13 protein-coding genes and 1 tRNA gene are annotated in these 13,911 nt (G+C 72.2%); 8 read left to right on the top strand and 6 right to left on the bottom strand.

Annotated features, from left to right (window positions below; all coding sequences use genetic code 11):
- Nucleotides 1-6: 6 nt before the first annotated feature.
- On the bottom strand, nt 7-351 hold the full coding sequence (locus AB1K56_RS01720) for a hypothetical protein (protein WP_371204267.1): 345 nt from the start codon (nt 349-351) through the stop codon (nt 7-9).
- A gap of 442 nt (nt 352-793) precedes the next feature.
- On the opposite strand from AB1K56_RS01720, the gene AB1K56_RS01715 reads away from it, so the two are divergent.
- Nucleotides 794-1,729: an AraC family transcriptional regulator gene (locus AB1K56_RS01715; RefSeq protein WP_205822799.1), complete on the top strand. Its 936-nt coding sequence runs from the start codon at nt 794-796 to the stop codon at nt 1,727-1,729.
- An 84-nt stretch (nt 1,730-1,813) separates the two neighbouring features.
- Here the strand turns inward: AB1K56_RS01715 and AB1K56_RS01710 are convergent, their stop codons facing one another.
- Nucleotides 1,814-3,307, bottom strand: a complete 1,494-nt coding sequence (locus AB1K56_RS01710) for a SulP family inorganic anion transporter (RefSeq protein WP_371204266.1) — start codon at nt 3,305-3,307, stop codon at nt 1,814-1,816.
- Between the two features lie 116 nt (nt 3,308-3,423).
- Between AB1K56_RS01710 and AB1K56_RS01705 the strand changes: the two genes are divergently transcribed.
- Nucleotides 3,424-3,795 (top strand): MerR family transcriptional regulator, encoded by a 372-nt coding sequence (locus AB1K56_RS01705; protein ID WP_371204265.1) that lies wholly within the window; start codon nt 3,424-3,426, stop codon nt 3,793-3,795.
- A complete protein-coding gene (locus AB1K56_RS01700) occupies nt 3,792-4,361 on the top strand; it encodes a GNAT family N-acetyltransferase (RefSeq protein ID WP_371204264.1) in 570 nt (189 codons plus the stop codon). The genes AB1K56_RS01705 and AB1K56_RS01700 overlap by 4 nt, the downstream gene beginning before the upstream one ends.
- A 142-nt stretch (nt 4,362-4,503) precedes the next feature.
- Here the strand turns inward: AB1K56_RS01700 and AB1K56_RS01695 are convergent, their stop codons facing one another.
- On the bottom strand, nt 4,504-5,244 hold the full coding sequence (locus AB1K56_RS01695) for a FadR/GntR family transcriptional regulator (RefSeq protein ID WP_371204263.1): 741 nt from the start codon (nt 5,242-5,244) through the stop codon (nt 4,504-4,506).
- 78 nt (nt 5,245-5,322) lie between these two features.
- Between AB1K56_RS01695 and AB1K56_RS01690 the strand changes: the two genes are divergently transcribed.
- From AB1K56_RS01690 to AB1K56_RS01670, 5 genes are all read left to right on the top strand, one after another.
- Complete coding sequence (locus AB1K56_RS01690; protein ID WP_371204262.1) at nt 5,323-6,213, top strand: proline iminopeptidase-family hydrolase; 891 nt, start codon at nt 5,323-5,325, stop codon at nt 6,211-6,213.
- A 47-nt stretch (nt 6,214-6,260) separates the two neighbouring features.
- The gene (locus AB1K56_RS01685) at nt 6,261-7,682 is read left to right on the top strand and encodes an APC family permease (RefSeq protein WP_136586729.1); all 1,422 of its coding nucleotides are present in this window, start codon (nt 6,261-6,263) and stop codon (nt 7,680-7,682) included.
- Complete coding sequence (locus tag AB1K56_RS01680; protein WP_371204261.1) at nt 7,679-8,608, top strand: acetamidase/formamidase family protein; 930 nt, start codon at nt 7,679-7,681, stop codon at nt 8,606-8,608. Before AB1K56_RS01685 ends, AB1K56_RS01680 begins: the two co-directional genes overlap by 4 nt.
- Nucleotides 8,609-8,620: 12 nt before the next feature.
- On the top strand, nt 8,621-9,088 hold the full coding sequence (locus AB1K56_RS01675; protein WP_371204260.1) for an NUDIX hydrolase: 468 nt from the start codon (nt 8,621-8,623) through the stop codon (nt 9,086-9,088).
- Between the two features lie 49 nt (nt 9,089-9,137).
- Nucleotides 9,138-9,229, top strand: a tRNA-Ser gene (locus tag AB1K56_RS01670).
- 46 nt (nt 9,230-9,275) lie between these two features.
- On the opposite strand, the gene AB1K56_RS01665 is transcribed toward AB1K56_RS01670, so the two are convergent.
- Genes AB1K56_RS01665 through AB1K56_RS01655 form a run of 3 tightly spaced genes read right to left on the bottom strand, consistent with a single transcriptional unit; the run spans nt 9,276 to nt 13,868 of the window.
- On the bottom strand, nt 9,276-11,591 hold the full coding sequence (locus AB1K56_RS01665) for a DUF3488 and DUF4129 domain-containing transglutaminase family protein (protein ID WP_371204259.1): 2,316 nt from the start codon (nt 11,589-11,591) through the stop codon (nt 9,276-9,278).
- Nucleotides 11,578-12,816, bottom strand: coding sequence for a DUF58 domain-containing protein (locus AB1K56_RS01660; protein WP_371204258.1), 1,239 nt, complete (start codon nt 12,814-12,816; stop codon nt 11,578-11,580). The genes AB1K56_RS01665 and AB1K56_RS01660 overlap by 14 nt, the downstream gene beginning before the upstream one ends.
- Nucleotides 12,817-12,824: 8 nt before the next feature.
- Complete coding sequence (locus AB1K56_RS01655; protein WP_371204256.1) at nt 12,825-13,868, bottom strand: AAA family ATPase; 1,044 nt, start codon at nt 13,866-13,868, stop codon at nt 12,825-12,827.
- Between the last annotated feature and the right edge of the window lie 43 nt (nt 13,869-13,911).

Raw genomic sequence — 13,911 nt, 5'->3', positions numbered from 1 at the left:
CCGAGATCAGTCGGCGGCGGCGAGGAACGCCTCGGATCGCGCCTGCAGGAACGAGCACAGCGCGGCGAGGGTCGCGAGTTCTCCGGCGAGGGCCATGACCCGACCCGCGGCGAGGGGAGCCGCGTCTTCGCGGGGCTCGAAGGTCACCGACCAGTCGGTCGCGCCCGGCTCGGACCCCGGCGCGACGTAGAACGTGGTCGACACGCTGCGCAGTTTCGCCGCGATGAGGCCCGCGTCCTCGCCGTTCTCGCTGTCCTGCGGGATGACGCGCAGGATGTCGGCGTCGTCGTAGCCCAGGGCGCGGAAGTCGTCGATCCAGGACTGCAGGGTCGTCACGGTACGGAACGGCATCGGGATCCCCTCGGGCGAGTGGGCACCGAACGGGTGCCCTCCTCATTATGACGGGCTCCCGACGTCTCGGCGCGGGGTCACGAGCTCCGCGCCGAGACGCCGCCGACCACCGCGCCGGGGAACGGGAGCGGTCGAGTCCGGCACCGCAGTGCCGCTTGCGAATGCTCGCCGCGGCCTCGACGCAGGTCAATCGCCGCGGCGTCATCCTGCGCTTCGCGGCTCATTCGTCGCGTGCCGAGGCCGACGGCGCCGAAATGCGCATTTCCGGCGCTTCGGGGGATACGGTGAAAACGGGTGGGGGGTCATCCACGCTGACCATCGCCGGTCGGAGGGGAACAGTGTCATCCGCCGTACGCGGCGCGTGAGAGCGTTCCCATACCGGGCGAGCGCCCTTTGGCGCAACGGTCTTGCCGCACATTCACGGACGATTTAGGAAACCTGCGTGGAGCATACGAACATCGAGACGCGCGACGCCGAGACGGTGGAGCACCTGTGGCAGACGATCGTCCCCGGAGCGCGGATCGCCCGAGCGGATGCCATCCAGCCGGCGCTGGCGTGGCACGCCGCGTCCGAGCCCGGATTCGGCTTCTGCGACTACACGATCGGCTCGACCATGCTGGTCGAATCCGACCCCCTCGACCAGGTGGTCGTGGGCCGGATCGCCGGTCCTCGTGTCGCCGGTACCTATCGTCGCGAGCGCATCGACACCTCGGTGCCGTTCATGGTGGTCGATCGTCCCCTCGAGATCGCCTTCACCGGCCGCATCGCCGGCACCGCGGTGTCGTTCTCGCGCACGGAGTTCGACGACGCCGCGCGACGGCTGTCGGGCGACGACGGACTGCGCGTGCGCGCGACCGGCTACGCGCCGGTGAACGAGCAGCGCCTGCGGTACTGGTCGCGGACCTGGGAGTACACGCGCGACGTGCTCCTGCGCTCTCCCGAGCGCACCCCGCTCATCCAGCAGCAGGCGCGCACGCTCATGCTCGAGGCGTCGCTGATGACCTTCCCCACGACGTTCACCGACGCCCTCGCGGCCGGGCGCCCGTCGCGCCCGCTGCCCGCGCCGGTGCGCCGCGCGAAGGCCTACGTCGAGGCGCATGCCGCCGAGCCCGTCGTGCTCGCCGACATCGCCCAGGCGGCGCGGCTGTCGCCCCGTGGTCTGCAGTACGCCTTCCGGGCCGCGACGGGACGCACCCCGATGCAGTACCTGCGTCGCGTGCGTCTGGACGCGGCGCGCGCCGAGCTGCGCAGCGCCGACCCGTCGGTCGAGACGGTCGCCGCGATCGCCGCGCGCTGGGGCTTCTCCAACCTCGGCCGCTTCGCCGCGATGTACCGCGGGGAGTTCGGCGAGACGCCGTCGACGACGCTGCGGTCCTGACGCCGGTCAGGCATCCATCTGCCGACGCGTTCGTACTCGCGCAGGCGGAGCGTGCGGTCAGCCCCGTGTGACGCGGACCCGGCCTCAGTGCCCGGCGCCGAGGCCCCCGCTGAGACGACCGTGGAAGCGGGCGGCGGCGTCGTTCATGCCCGCGAGCTCCACGGTGGTGCCGAGGTGGGCGTACTTCGTCTGCACCGCGTCGAGGGCGGCGACCGTCGAGGCGTCCCAGACGTGCGAACGCGACAGGTCGATCACCACGCGCGCCGGGTCGTCGTGGTACGCGAACTTCGTGGTGAGGTCGTTGCTCGAGGCGAAGAACAGCTCGCCCTCGACGACGTAGCGGGCGGTGTCGCCGTCGACCGTGCGGGTGACGTCCGTCAGGCTCGCGACGCGCCGGGCGAACAGCACCGCCGCCGCGATCACGCCCACCCCCACGCCGATCGCGAGGTTGTGCGTCCACACGGTGATCGCGACGGTCAGCACCATCACGATCGTCTCGCTCAGCGGCATCCGCCGTAGGGTCGAGGGCCGGATGCTGTGCCAATCGAAGGTCGCGATCGACACGACGATCATCACCGCGACGAGGACCGCCATCGGGATGATGGCGACGACGTCGCCGAAGGCCAGGACGAGCACGAGCAGGAAGACGCCGGCGAGGAAGGTCGAAATGCGCGTGCGCGCGCCCGAGGCCTTGACGTTGATCATCGTCTGGCCGATCATCGCGCAGCCGCCCATGCCCCCGAACAGGCCCGACAGTACGTTCGCGGCGCCCTGGCCGAGCGATTCGCGGGTCTTCGACGAGGGGGTGTCGGTGATGTCGTCGACGAGCGCCGCGGTCATGAGCGACTCGAGCAGCCCGACGATCGCCATCGCGAGGGCGAAGGGCAGGATGATGCCCAGCGTCTCGCCGGTCAGCGGGACGTTCGGCACGAGCAGCGCCGGCAGGCTCTCGGGCAGGGCGCCCTGATCGCCGACGGTCGGCACCGAGATGCCGAAGAGCACGGCGGCGCCGGTGAGCAGCACGATGGCGACCAGGGGCGCCGGCACGACCTTCGTCACGCGGGGGAGCAGGTACATGATGGCCAGTCCCGCCGCGGCGATCGGGTACACCGCCCACGGAACGCCGATCAGCTGCGGCACCTGCGCGATGAAGATGAGGATCGCGAGAGCGTTGACGAAGCCGACCATGACGCTGCGCGGGATGTAGCGCATGAGCTTGGCGACGCCGAGCAGACCGAGGATCACCTGCAGGATGCCGCCGAGGATCACGGTCGCGAGCAGGTAGTCGACCCCGTGCTCGCGGGCGACGGGGGCGATCACGAGCGCGATGGCCCCGGTGGCCGCCGAGATCATCGCGGGGCGCCCGCCGAGGAAGGCGATCGCGACCGCCATCACGAACGACGAGAACAGCCCGAGGCGGGGGTCGACGCCGGCGATGATCGAGAACGCGATGGCCTCGGGGATGAGCGCGATCGCGACGACGAGGCCGGCGAGCACCTCGCGGGTGAGCAGGCGCGGCGAGCGCAGGGCCTGCAGCACGGTCGGTTCGGGGCGCGGGCGCGCGAGGACGTCTGTCATGAGAGGTCTCCTGGACGGGGAGGGAACCCGCGTCGACGCGGGGAAGAATAGGGGGGTCGCGATCGCGACCGCCACCAACTCTACCGTAACGTGAGGTTTGCGGGATCGGGGATGCCATGACCGACGACCGGCAGATGCAGATCGGCGAGCTCGCCGAGCGGACGGGGCTGTCGGTGCGCACGCTCCGCCACTACGACGAGATCGGCCTGCTGCGCCCCTCCGCCCGCACCGACGGCGGCTTCCGCCTGTACACCGCCGATGACGAATCGCGGCTGCTGCTGATCCGTCGCATGAAGCCGCTCGGCTACTCGCTCGAGCAGATGGGCGAGCTGCTCGCGGTCGTCGACGGGCTCGAGGCGCGCCCCGACGACGCCGATCTGCGCGCGCGCTTCGCCGACATCCGCGACGAGGCGCTGCAGCGTCGCGAAGACCTGCGGCGCAAGGTCGCCGCGGCCGACGAGTTCGTGGCCCAGCTGGAGGCGCGATGACCGCGCACGACATCGTGCTCGAGGGCCACGGCATCCGTCTCGTCCCCGCCGATCCCTCCCACGCCGCGGCGGCGTGGCCGCTCACCGACCCCGAGCTGTGGAGCCGCATGACCACGCCATGGGCCGATTCGGTCGACGCGTACGCCGCACGCGTCGAACACCAGCGGGAGACGCCGGGACTGTACGCCTTCACGGTGCAGGATGCCGACACCGGCACCGTGCGCGGGGCGACGACCTTCTACGAGTACGTGCCCGCGCAGGGGCGGGTCGAGATCGGCACCACCTGGTACGGCCGCGCCTTCCAAGGTGGGCGCACCAATCCCGCGGCCAAGCTCCTGCTGCTCGGGCACGCGTTCGACGCGTGGGGCGTGAACCGGGTCGCGCTGCGGTGCGACGCCCGCAACGAGCGCAGCGCGCGGGCGATCGAGCGCCTCGGCGCGACGCGCGAGGGGCGCCTGCGTCGGCACCGCATCGCCCCGGACGGCTCGGTCGCCGACACCCTGTACTTCTCGATCCTCCGCGAGGAGTGGCCCGCGGCGCGGGCGGGGCTCGAGGCGCGCCTGTAACCCGCCGGGTCCGGCGCCCCGCCGCGGGCGGGTTCGACAACCCGTGGGCCGCGAGACTGCATCCCGCTGGCGACTCGGCGGCATCCTGCAACCGAGACGTCAGCCGCGTGCAGTCTCGCGGGCGGGGTGCGGCGCGGCGGGGTCAGTCGCGCGCGGCGGCGGCGCGGCGGCGTGCGAAGGCGCGCGCCTCGGCGAACAGCTCGAGATCGATCTGCACGTGGCGACGGGCGAGCTCGGCGGCCTCGTCGGGAGCGGCCGTGACGATCGCGTGCACGATCGCGTCGTGCTCGCGGGCGGCGCGCGACTCCATGCGGCGATGACTCTCGCGGTCCCCCCAGGGGTGCGCGGGGGCGGAGAGCGAGAGGTGACGCTCGTGATCGAGCAGGATGTCGCGCAGTGCGGTGTTGTGGGCCGCGTCGATGATCGACAGGTGCAGCAGGCTGTCGGCGCGCTGCTTGGGATCTCCGGAATCCGCCGCGTGGAACGCGCCCAGGCGCTCGCGCAGGATCGCGATATCGGCATCCGTCCGGCGCTCGGCGGCCAGGCGGGCCAGCGACGCGTGGAGCATCGAGCTCGCCGTGCACGCGTCGACGAGGTCGCTCCAGCGCTGCTCGAACCACCTGTCGACGCCGACCACGACCGAGTCGGGCCACTGCTCGGCCACGAAGGTGCCTCCGCTGCGGCCGCGGCGGCGCTCGATGAGGCCCCGCGCCGAGAGGTCGTCGAGGGCGGCGCGGACGGTCGTGCGTCCCACCCCGAGGAGGGGGGAGAGGTCGCGCTCGGCGGGCAGGCGCGTGCCGGGGAGGAACTCGCCCACCGCGACGGCGGTGATGAGGCGCTCGGTCACGCGCTCCACCAGGGAGGCGTCGTCGGTCTCGGCCATGGGCTCCCGTCGTTTCCTCCATGTTAAATCCGCAGAAAAGGTTTGCCAACGCACCTTTAACGGGTCCACGATGACTCCATGCAACGCGAGATCACCGTCCCGTTCCTCGACGGTTTCACCTGGGCCCGACTGACCGAACCCGCCGAGTCGACGGGCCGCGCCCCGCTGTTCGTGCTCCACGGCGGCCCGGGGATGGCCCACGACTACGTGTCGAACCTCGACGCCCTCGCCGACATCACCGGTCGCACCGTCGTGCACTACGACCAGATCGGCTGCGGCCGCAGCTCGCACCACCCCGACGCGCCCGCCGAGCGCTGGATGCCGCAGCTCTTCGTCGACGAGTTCCACAACCTGCGCGAGGCGCTCGGCTTCGACGAGTACCACGTGCTCGGTCAGTCGTGGGGAGGGATGCTCGGTGCCGAGATCGCCGTGCGCCGCCCCGCGGGGCTCGAGGGGCTGATGATCTGCAACTCCCCGGCATCCATGCAGCTCTGGCTCGACGGCGCGGCCCGGCTGCGCGCGGAACTCCCCGCCGAGAACCGCGAGGCCCTCGACCGCCACGAGGCCGACGGCACCCTCGACCACCCCGACTACGTCGAGGCCACGCGCGTGTTCTACGAGCGTTACGTCTGCCGCATCACGCCCATGCCGCAGGACTTCGTCGACAGCGAGGCCCAGATGCTCGCCGACCCGACGGTCTACCACACGATGAACGGACCGAACGAGTTCCACGTCGTCGGCACCGGCCGTGACTGGACGATCATCGACCGCCTGCCGCAGGTGGCGGTGCCCACCCTCGTCGTCGCCGGCGAGTTCGACGAGGCGACCCCGGAAACGTGGGCGCCGTTCGTGGAGAAGATCCCCGGTGCGCGCGCGCACGTCTTCGCCGGAGCGAGCCACTGCACCCACCTCGAGATGCCCGACGTCTTCCGCGGCGTGATCGCCGACTTCCTCGCCCCCCTTCCCTGACCCGTCCGCCCCGACCCCGCCACACCCCACCCGAACCAGGAGCCTCGATGTCGAAGAACGCCCCCGAAGCCCAGCAATCGCTGGAGGCCTTCGGCTACACGCAGGAGCTCAAGCGCTCCATGTCCACCCTCGACCTGGTCGTCTACGGCCTCGTCTTCATGGTGCCGATCGCCCCGTGGGCGATCTTCGGCGTCGTCTACAACGCCGCGAGCGGCATGGTCCCGCTGGTGTACATCACGGGCGTCGTGGCGATGATCTTCACCGCTCTGGCCTACGCGCAGATGTCGAAGGCGTTCCCCATCGCGGGCTCGGTCTTCTCGTACGTCGGTCGCGGCATCCACCCCACCGTGGGCTTCTTCGCCGGCTGGGCGATCCTGCTCGACTACCTGCTCGTGCCCACGCTGCTCTACGTCTTCGCCGCGTCGAGCATGGCCGGCATCTTCCCCGACGTGCCGCAGTGGATCTGGGCCGTGGCGTTCGTGATCATCAACACCGTCATCAACGTGCTCGGCATCGGCTCGATCAAGATCGCGAACCGCGTGATGCTCGGCATCCAGCTCGCCTTCGTCGTCATCTTCGTCGTCATCGCGATGGTCGCCCTCTCGAGCGGGGCGATCCCCGGCGCGGAGTTCTCGATCGCCCCGGTGTGGGATGCCGAGAAGGTCAACCCCGCACTCATCGCGACCGCCCTGTCGATCGCGGTGCTGAGCTTCCTCGGCTTCGACGGCATCTCGACGATGGCCGAGGAGTCCACCGGCGACCGCAAGTCCGGCGGACGCGCGATGATCATCGCCCTGCTCGTGGTCGCGGTGCTCTTCATCGCGCAGACGTGGTTCGCGAGCGCCCTGGCCGCCGGCACGATCGCCTTCTCGGACGACGACGTCAACAACGCGTTCTTCCTTCTCGTGGCGCAGGCCGCCGGTTCGGGATGGGCCACGGCGTTCCTGGCGGTGAACGTGGTCGCGGTCGGTATCGCCAACGCCGTCGCCGCCCAGGCCGCCACCTCGCGCCTGCTGTACTCGATGAGCCGCGACCGGCGCCTCCCCGCCTTCCTGTCGAAGGTGAACTCCCGTCAGGTGCCGCTCGCGGCGATCCTGTCGGTCAGCGCGATCTCGCTCGTGCTCGTGCTGTTCTTCGTTGGACAGATCGCGGTGATCTCGTCGCTGGTGAACTTCGGCGCGCTGCTGGGCTTCCTCCTACTGCACGTGTCGGTCGCCGTGTACTACCTCGGCAAGAAGAAGTCGAAGAACTACCTGCTGCACCTCGTCGTCCCGGTCATCGGGTTCCTCATCATCGGCTACGTGCTGCTCAACGCCGACATCACCGCCAAGATCGGCGGCATCCTGTGGCTCGTCGTCGGCGGTGTCGTCTACGCCATCTTCGCCCGCAAGAACGGCGGCGCGACCGGGCCCCTGCCCGAGCACGCGACCGCGACGGCCGGCGAGGGCGGCGGCGAGGTGGCCTCGTGACGAGCGTCACCCACGCGCTCGGCAAGGAGCTCGGTCGCCCGGGCTTCGACGCCGGGGTCGATCCGGTGCTGCGGATCCACCCCGGCACGGGGGAGACCGTCTCGTTCGAGACCGACGACGCCGTCTACGCCGAACTGCACGACCACGGCGACCTGGCGGCGCTGCGCGCGCCGATCAACCCCGTGACCGGCCCCGTCTTCGTCGAGGGCGCGATGCCCGGCGACGCGCTCGCGGTGCACGTGCACGAGATCCGGCTCGGCGCGTTCGGCTGGTCGCAGAGCCTCCCGGGTGCCGGGGCGCTGCAGCACCGCATGCCCGATCGCGTCGTCAGCCGCCGCATCCCGATCGACGCCGAGGGCGTGCACCTCACCGATCGGCACGTGGTGCCCGCGCGCCCGATGATCGGATGCATCGGCACCGCCCCCGCCGCGGGGACGCACTCCACCGTCATGCCCACGACCGCGCTCGGCGGCAACATGGACCTCACCGACGTCGCCCCGGGCGCCACCGTGTACCTCCCGGTCGCGGTCGAGGGAGCGTTGCTGTCGATCGGCGACATCCACGCCGTGATGGCGCGCGGAGAGTCGTCGTTCGTCGCGATCGAAGCGGCCGGTGTCGCGGTGGTCTCGATCGACCTCGTGAAGGATGCCGGCCTGCGCGCGCCGCGGGTGGAGACCGCCGAGGAGTGGATCTTCGTCGGCCTCGGCGACCCGGTGCAGGAGAGCATCCGCCGCGGCTACGAGGACGTGTTCGACCACCTCGTCGACGAACGCGAGTGGGAGGCGATGGACGCGTACGCGGTGATGAGCGCGGTCGTGCACAGCGAGCTGGGAGGCCCGACGGGGTCGGAGGACCCCGACCCGCTGCATCCGTTCCGCGCGATCGGGGCGGTGACGCTGCACCGCCTGCCCAAGAGCGTGCTCTGACAGAATCCTCCCGTGACCGACGAGACGACCCCGAGAACGCGCGACACGGCTCGCGTGCTGGTGTTCGACGAGGACGGCGCCCTGCTGCTGATGAAGCAGCACTGGGGCCGGCGCGTGCGTCCCGCGCGCTGGCTCACGGTGGGCGGCGGAATCGACCCCGGTGAGGATGCCGCGACCGCGGCGATCCGCGAACTGTACGAAGAGACCGGACTCCGCGTGGAGACCGTGGGCGAGCCGGTCGCGTTCCGTGAGATCGAGCTGCCCCCGGCCGAGGCATACGGGCGTCGGACCGCGGTGTACTTCGTGCTGCGCACCCCTCGTTTCGAGATCGCCCGGGATGCCTGGACCGAGGGTGAACAGGACGACATCGTCGACGTGCGGTGGTTCACTCCGGCCGAGCTCGCGGCATCCGACGATGTCTTCGACCCGGAAGACGTCCGCCGGATCATCGCGGAGATCGGGGGAGCGCCGCGCGACTGACCTCGGCCCCGATTCGGTCGAGCCTGACAGCCGTGTAAGCTTTCCTGTTGGAAGTGTGTCCGAGCGGCCTAAGGAGCATGGCTGGAATCCATGTAGGCGGGGTAACTCGCCTCGCAGGTTCAAATCCTGTCACTTCCGCCACACGAAGAGCGTCACCCTCGATATCGAGGGTGGCGCTCTTCGGCGTTCAGCCCACGCTCTCGCGCTCGCGCTCGACCTGCGCCGCGCCCGGGCGCACCACGAGCGAGCGCGGAAGCACGCGCGCGAGCACGCGGCGCACCGGGGTCGCCCGGGCGAGAAGACCCGCCCGGATGCCGTCGACCGTCGCCACCAGGGCGGGTCCGCGCGCGGCATCCGGTGCGTCACCGGCGTAGCTCACGCGCTCGAGGGCCTCGCGCAGAAGGTCGACGTCGTCCGCCTCGACGCCGTGCTCGTCGACGAGACGCGCGGCGAAGGCGCGGGGCGACTCGGCGCCGGGGGCCGGGATGCCGAGGTCGACGGCATCCTCCTGCAGGGCCGTCCACGCGGCGACGGCGTCGCCGGCGCGCGCCGCGCCGAGCCGACGACGGCGCCGGGCGGTGCGCAGCAGGGCCGGAACGACGGCCGCGGCGAGCAGGGCCAGCACGACGATGCCGACGGGCACCCACGCGGCTCCCTGACGCGCGGTCGTCGCCGCGGCGCCGGTGTCGACGGCCCCCACGTCGCCCCGATCGGCCTGCGAGGGCGCGGCCGAGGGCTGGGCGTCGGGGGCGGCGGCATCCTGTTCCGGGGTGTTCGGGGTCGTCCCGCCGTTCGAGGTCGATCCGGAGGCGAAGTTGGTGGGCACGCCCAGGCTGTTCGTCGGCTCGAAGGGGACCCAGCCGATGCCCTGGAAGTACACCTCGGGCCACGCGTGCAGCTGGCTCGACGTCACGGTGTACTCGGTTCCGCCCTGCTGGGGGATGCTCGAGGCCGTTCCCGGCAGGTAGCCGACCACGATCCGCGACGGCATGCCGAGCGAGCGGGCCATCACGGCGAAGGCCGAGGCGTAGTGCACGCAGTAGCCCGCGCGCACCTGCAGGAAGTCGGCGACGGCGTCGAGTCCCGCGCCGTCGAACCCGGAGTCGACCGGCGCATCGAGCGAATAGCGGAAGGCGCTGCTGCGGAACCACGTCTGCAGGGCCAGCAGCGCGTCGTAGGGGTTCGCGGCCGAGGCCGTCACCTCGCGCGCGGTGTCGCCGATGATCGAGGGCACATCGGCGGGCAGGGCCGTGACGTCGGCACCGAGGCCGGGGTCGCCCACGGCGCGGCTGCGGATCTGTTCGAGCGTCGGCCGCGGCACGCTCGCCTGCACCTCGTACTGCTGGTCGCGCGTGGAGCCGGCGCGGGTGACGACGGTGCGGTTCTGCGGCATGCCCAGCCAGTCGCCCTCGAGGCCGGTGACCGTGGATGCCGGGTAGGGCACGGGGAGCCACGGACTGTCGAGCGCGTCGACCGTGACGTCGGTCGTCCAGTCGGCGCGGGCGATCTCGGCGTCGGCCTCGACCGGGCCGAACACGGGCGCGTCGCCGGAGACGGGAACGGTGTCGCCGCTGTCGGGCGACCAGACCGCGCCGTCGAAGCGCGACAGCGTGACCGCGCGCAGGTACGGCGCCGTCGGGGCCGTCGTGCGAACGGTGAGGACGTCGACCTCCCGCGGCTGACGCAGGTCATTGCCGAGCTCGAGGTTGGGGTTGATCGTCGTGCCCGTTCCGCCCGACCCGCCCGTGGCGAAGCGCAAACCGGGCTGGGGGAGCAGGGGAGTGGCGACCACCGCGACGATGACGGCGACCACGGCGACCGCGACGGCCGTCGCCGACACCCCGAGCCGCCCGGGCGATCGACGTGCCGTGGTGCGGCGGGGGTTCTGCGCGGTGGTGCGCGCCCGCGTGTCGACGCGCAGGAGGAACAGCAGGGCGGCGGCGAGGAGGACGAAGCCGGCGACGTCGACGTCGGAGGGGATCGCGATCGTCGGGATGAGCGACACCGCGACCAGACCCACCCCGGCGAGCAGCGGCATGCGCGCCGTGAGCACGACATGGTCCAGGACGAGGGCGAGAGCGCCGACCGCGGCCACCAGGAGGAAGCTCAAGCCGGCCTCGGGCGGCACGGGGGCCACGCCCAGCCGGATCTCCTCCGACGCTCCGGCGATCAGCCCCGGCACCGATGCGAAGGTCGCCGGCGTCGGGATGACGCCGAGCAGGGCGGTCGAGCGTCCGAACAGCGCCGTGAGCACCACGACCCACACGACGGCCTCGACGACGCTGGCCACCACGGCGGGCAGCTGCGCGAGGCGCACGAGCAGACCCGCCCCGAGCACGGCGGCCGCCAGCCCGGCCGCTCCGGCCACCCAGGCACCCGGGGCGATGACCGAGAACGCGGGAAGCAGGGCGGCGACGATGGCGACGTACAGTCCGCCGGTCAGCATCGCCGCGTCTCGGCGACGCCGGGCGGTGCGCAGCCGGGTGACGTCAGCGGCCGACACGGGCGTACCCCTGTTCGATTGCGCCGTCCCACGCCGCGGCGACGTCGCCGCCGGGGCGCACGTGCGCCGCGCGCCAGCCTCCCGCGCGCAGGCGGTCGAGGTCGGCGTCGTCGGCGACGACCAGCAGCACGGGTAAGGCCGAGCGCTGCGCCACGGCGCCGAGGCTCGCGCGGTCCTCGGGGTGCAGGGCACCGGTGACGACCACCACGGGGCCCGTCAGCCCCGCCGCGGCGGCCGGGACGACGCGGTGCGACGGGTCGTCGGGGCGGGCGCGCAGGCTCGCGAACGCCGCAGCGGTCGCGCGCGCGTCGGCGTCGTCTCCGCCCTCGACGGGGTCGGCGAGCAGTGCTCCGTCGCTGTCGATCACGTCGACGGTGTACCCCTCGTGCACCAGGCGGGCGACGGCCGAGACGCAGGCCGACACGGCCGTCTCGAAGGCGCGGTCGCTCCCCGGTGCGTGCGCGGCGAGCGGAGACCAGCGCGACACCGCGCGATCGAGCACGACCGTGGCTGCGGGGCTGGACTCCTGCTCCTCCTGCCGCACCATGAGCGTGTCGCGGTGCGCCGTCGCGCGCCAGTGGATGCGCCGCATCGAGTCGCCGGGGGCGTAGGGCCGCGCGACGAGGTTGTCGGCGCCCTGGCCGATCTGCAGGGTGGTGGTCTGGCGGGAGCCGCCGGCCTCGCCCGCGGCGCCGGGCAGCGCCGCGAGATCGCGGATGGTCGGCGCCACCGTCACGGTCGTCGTGCGCCCGAGCGCGATGCGGCGGCGGATCAGCCCGAACGGATCGGTGGTGGTCACCTCGAACGGCCCCAGCGCGTGCACGCCGCGCGCGACCCCCTCCACGTCGTAGCGCACCTCGATCGTCGACGACGCGCCGTTCGCCACAATGATCGGCGACGCCCCCTCGGCCGTTCCGGTGAGGCCCGCCGGCAGGCTGTCGCGCCATCGCCCGGGGGCCGTGGGCAGGGCGCTCTGGATCCCCGCGCGCACCGAGACGGTGGCGATGCCGCCCACCTCGGGCACCTCGGGCGAGACGACACGGGTCACCGCCCCCGCCCCCCGCGTCAGCAGCAGCGACACGGTCGAGGCCGCGAGGAGCGCGACCAGCAGCGTGCCGAAGTAGAGCAGCTCGGGGATGCCGGCGCGCTGCGCGATCACGAAGGCCGCCGCCGCGAGCAACAGTGCTCCCGTTCCGCGGAGCGTGAAGGGCCAGAAACGCCTCACCCGGGCTCTCACGGTCGGGAGGCGAGGGGCACGCGTACGCTCGCGGCGATCCGCTCGAGGGCGTCGGCGACCACTGCGGCTCCCGCTCGACCTCCGGCGGCGGAGCGGTTGGCGATCAGACGGTGGGCGAACACCGGCGAGAGCAGGGCCGTGATGTCGTCGGGGATGACGTAGGACCGGCCGTCGAGGGCCGCGCGCACCTTCGCCGCGCGCACGAGCTGCAGCGTCGCCCGGGGGCTCGCGCCCAGCCGGATGTCGGGGTGGCTGCGGGTGGCCTGCGCGAGGGCCACGACGTACTCCTCGAGCGCCGGGGCGACGTGCACCCCGCGGGCCCAGGCGATCATCGCGGTCACCTGACGCGCCGAGACGACGGGGGTGAGCCCGTCGAGCGGGTTGACCGCGTCGCGTTGACGGAGCATGAGCGCCTCGGCCGCGGCATCCGGGTATCCCATCGAGATGCGCAGCAGGAAGCGGTCGCGCTGCGCCTCGGGCAGGGCGTACGTGCCCTCCATCTCGAGGGGGTTCTGCGTCGCGACGACCAGGAACGGCGAGGGCAGCACGTGCGTACGGCCGTCGACGGTGACCTGACGCTCCTCCATCGCCTCGAGCAGCGAGGACTGGGTCTTGGGGGAGGAGCGGTTGATCTCGTCGGCGATGACGATGTGCGCGAACACCGCTCCGGGCGTGAATTCGAACTGCCGCTGCACGGGATTGAACACCGACACGCCGGTGATGTCGCCCGGCAGCAGATCGGGGGTGAACTGGATGCGTCGCACGTCGGCGTCGATCGTGGCCGCCAGGGCCCGCGCGAGCATCGTCTTGCCGACGCCCGGGACGTCTTCGATGAGAAGGTGCCCCTCGGCCAGCAGGGCGATGAGGGCGCTCTGCACGGCGTCGGGCTTGCCGTCGATCACTCGCGAGACCGAGGCCAAGATCTGCCCGGTCAGCCGCGCGAAAGAATCCGCATCCAGCGGAGCGTCGGCGCCGGGTCGGCTGGGGGTGTCGGCGCGGCGGAGTCGTGATGCCGCCTCGGGCGTGACCGTCTCGTCCATGGCATCCCTTGGGTCGCGGGGTGGAGGCGCGTCGTCGCCGCCG

Origin of the sequence: Microbacterium sp. BWR-S6Y (assembly GCF_041379845.1) — a bacterium.
GTDB classification, from domain to species: domain Bacteria; phylum Actinomycetota; class Actinomycetes; order Actinomycetales; family Microbacteriaceae; genus Microbacterium; species Microbacterium hydrothermale.
The sequence above is the reverse complement of the archived record's forward strand: the minus strand, read 5'-3'. Positions and strand labels throughout refer to the sequence as shown.

Excerpts from the sequence above, each read along its gene's own strand:
- AB1K56_RS01720 (WP_371204267.1), bottom strand. The coding sequence starts at position 351 with ATGCCGTTCCGTACCGTGACGACCCTGCAGTCCTGGATCGACGACTTC.
- AB1K56_RS01710 (WP_371204266.1), bottom strand. The coding sequence starts at position 3,307 with ATGACAGACGTCCTCGCGCGCCCGCGCCCCGAACCGACCGTGCTGCAG.
- AB1K56_RS01705 (WP_371204265.1), top strand. The coding sequence starts at position 3,424 with ATGACCGACGACCGGCAGATGCAGATCGGCGAGCTCGCCGAGCGGACG.
- AB1K56_RS01700 (WP_371204264.1), top strand. The coding sequence starts at position 3,792 with ATGACCGCGCACGACATCGTGCTCGAGGGCCACGGCATCCGTCTCGTC.
- AB1K56_RS01695 (WP_371204263.1), bottom strand. The coding sequence starts at position 5,244 with ATGGCCGAGACCGACGACGCCTCCCTGGTGGAGCGCGTGACCGAGCGC.
- AB1K56_RS01690 (WP_371204262.1), top strand. The coding sequence starts at position 5,323 with ATGCAACGCGAGATCACCGTCCCGTTCCTCGACGGTTTCACCTGGGCC.
- AB1K56_RS01685 (WP_136586729.1), top strand. The coding sequence starts at position 6,261 with ATGTCGAAGAACGCCCCCGAAGCCCAGCAATCGCTGGAGGCCTTCGGC.
- AB1K56_RS01655 (WP_371204256.1), bottom strand. The coding sequence starts at position 13,868 with ATGGACGAGACGGTCACGCCCGAGGCGGCATCACGACTCCGCCGCGCC.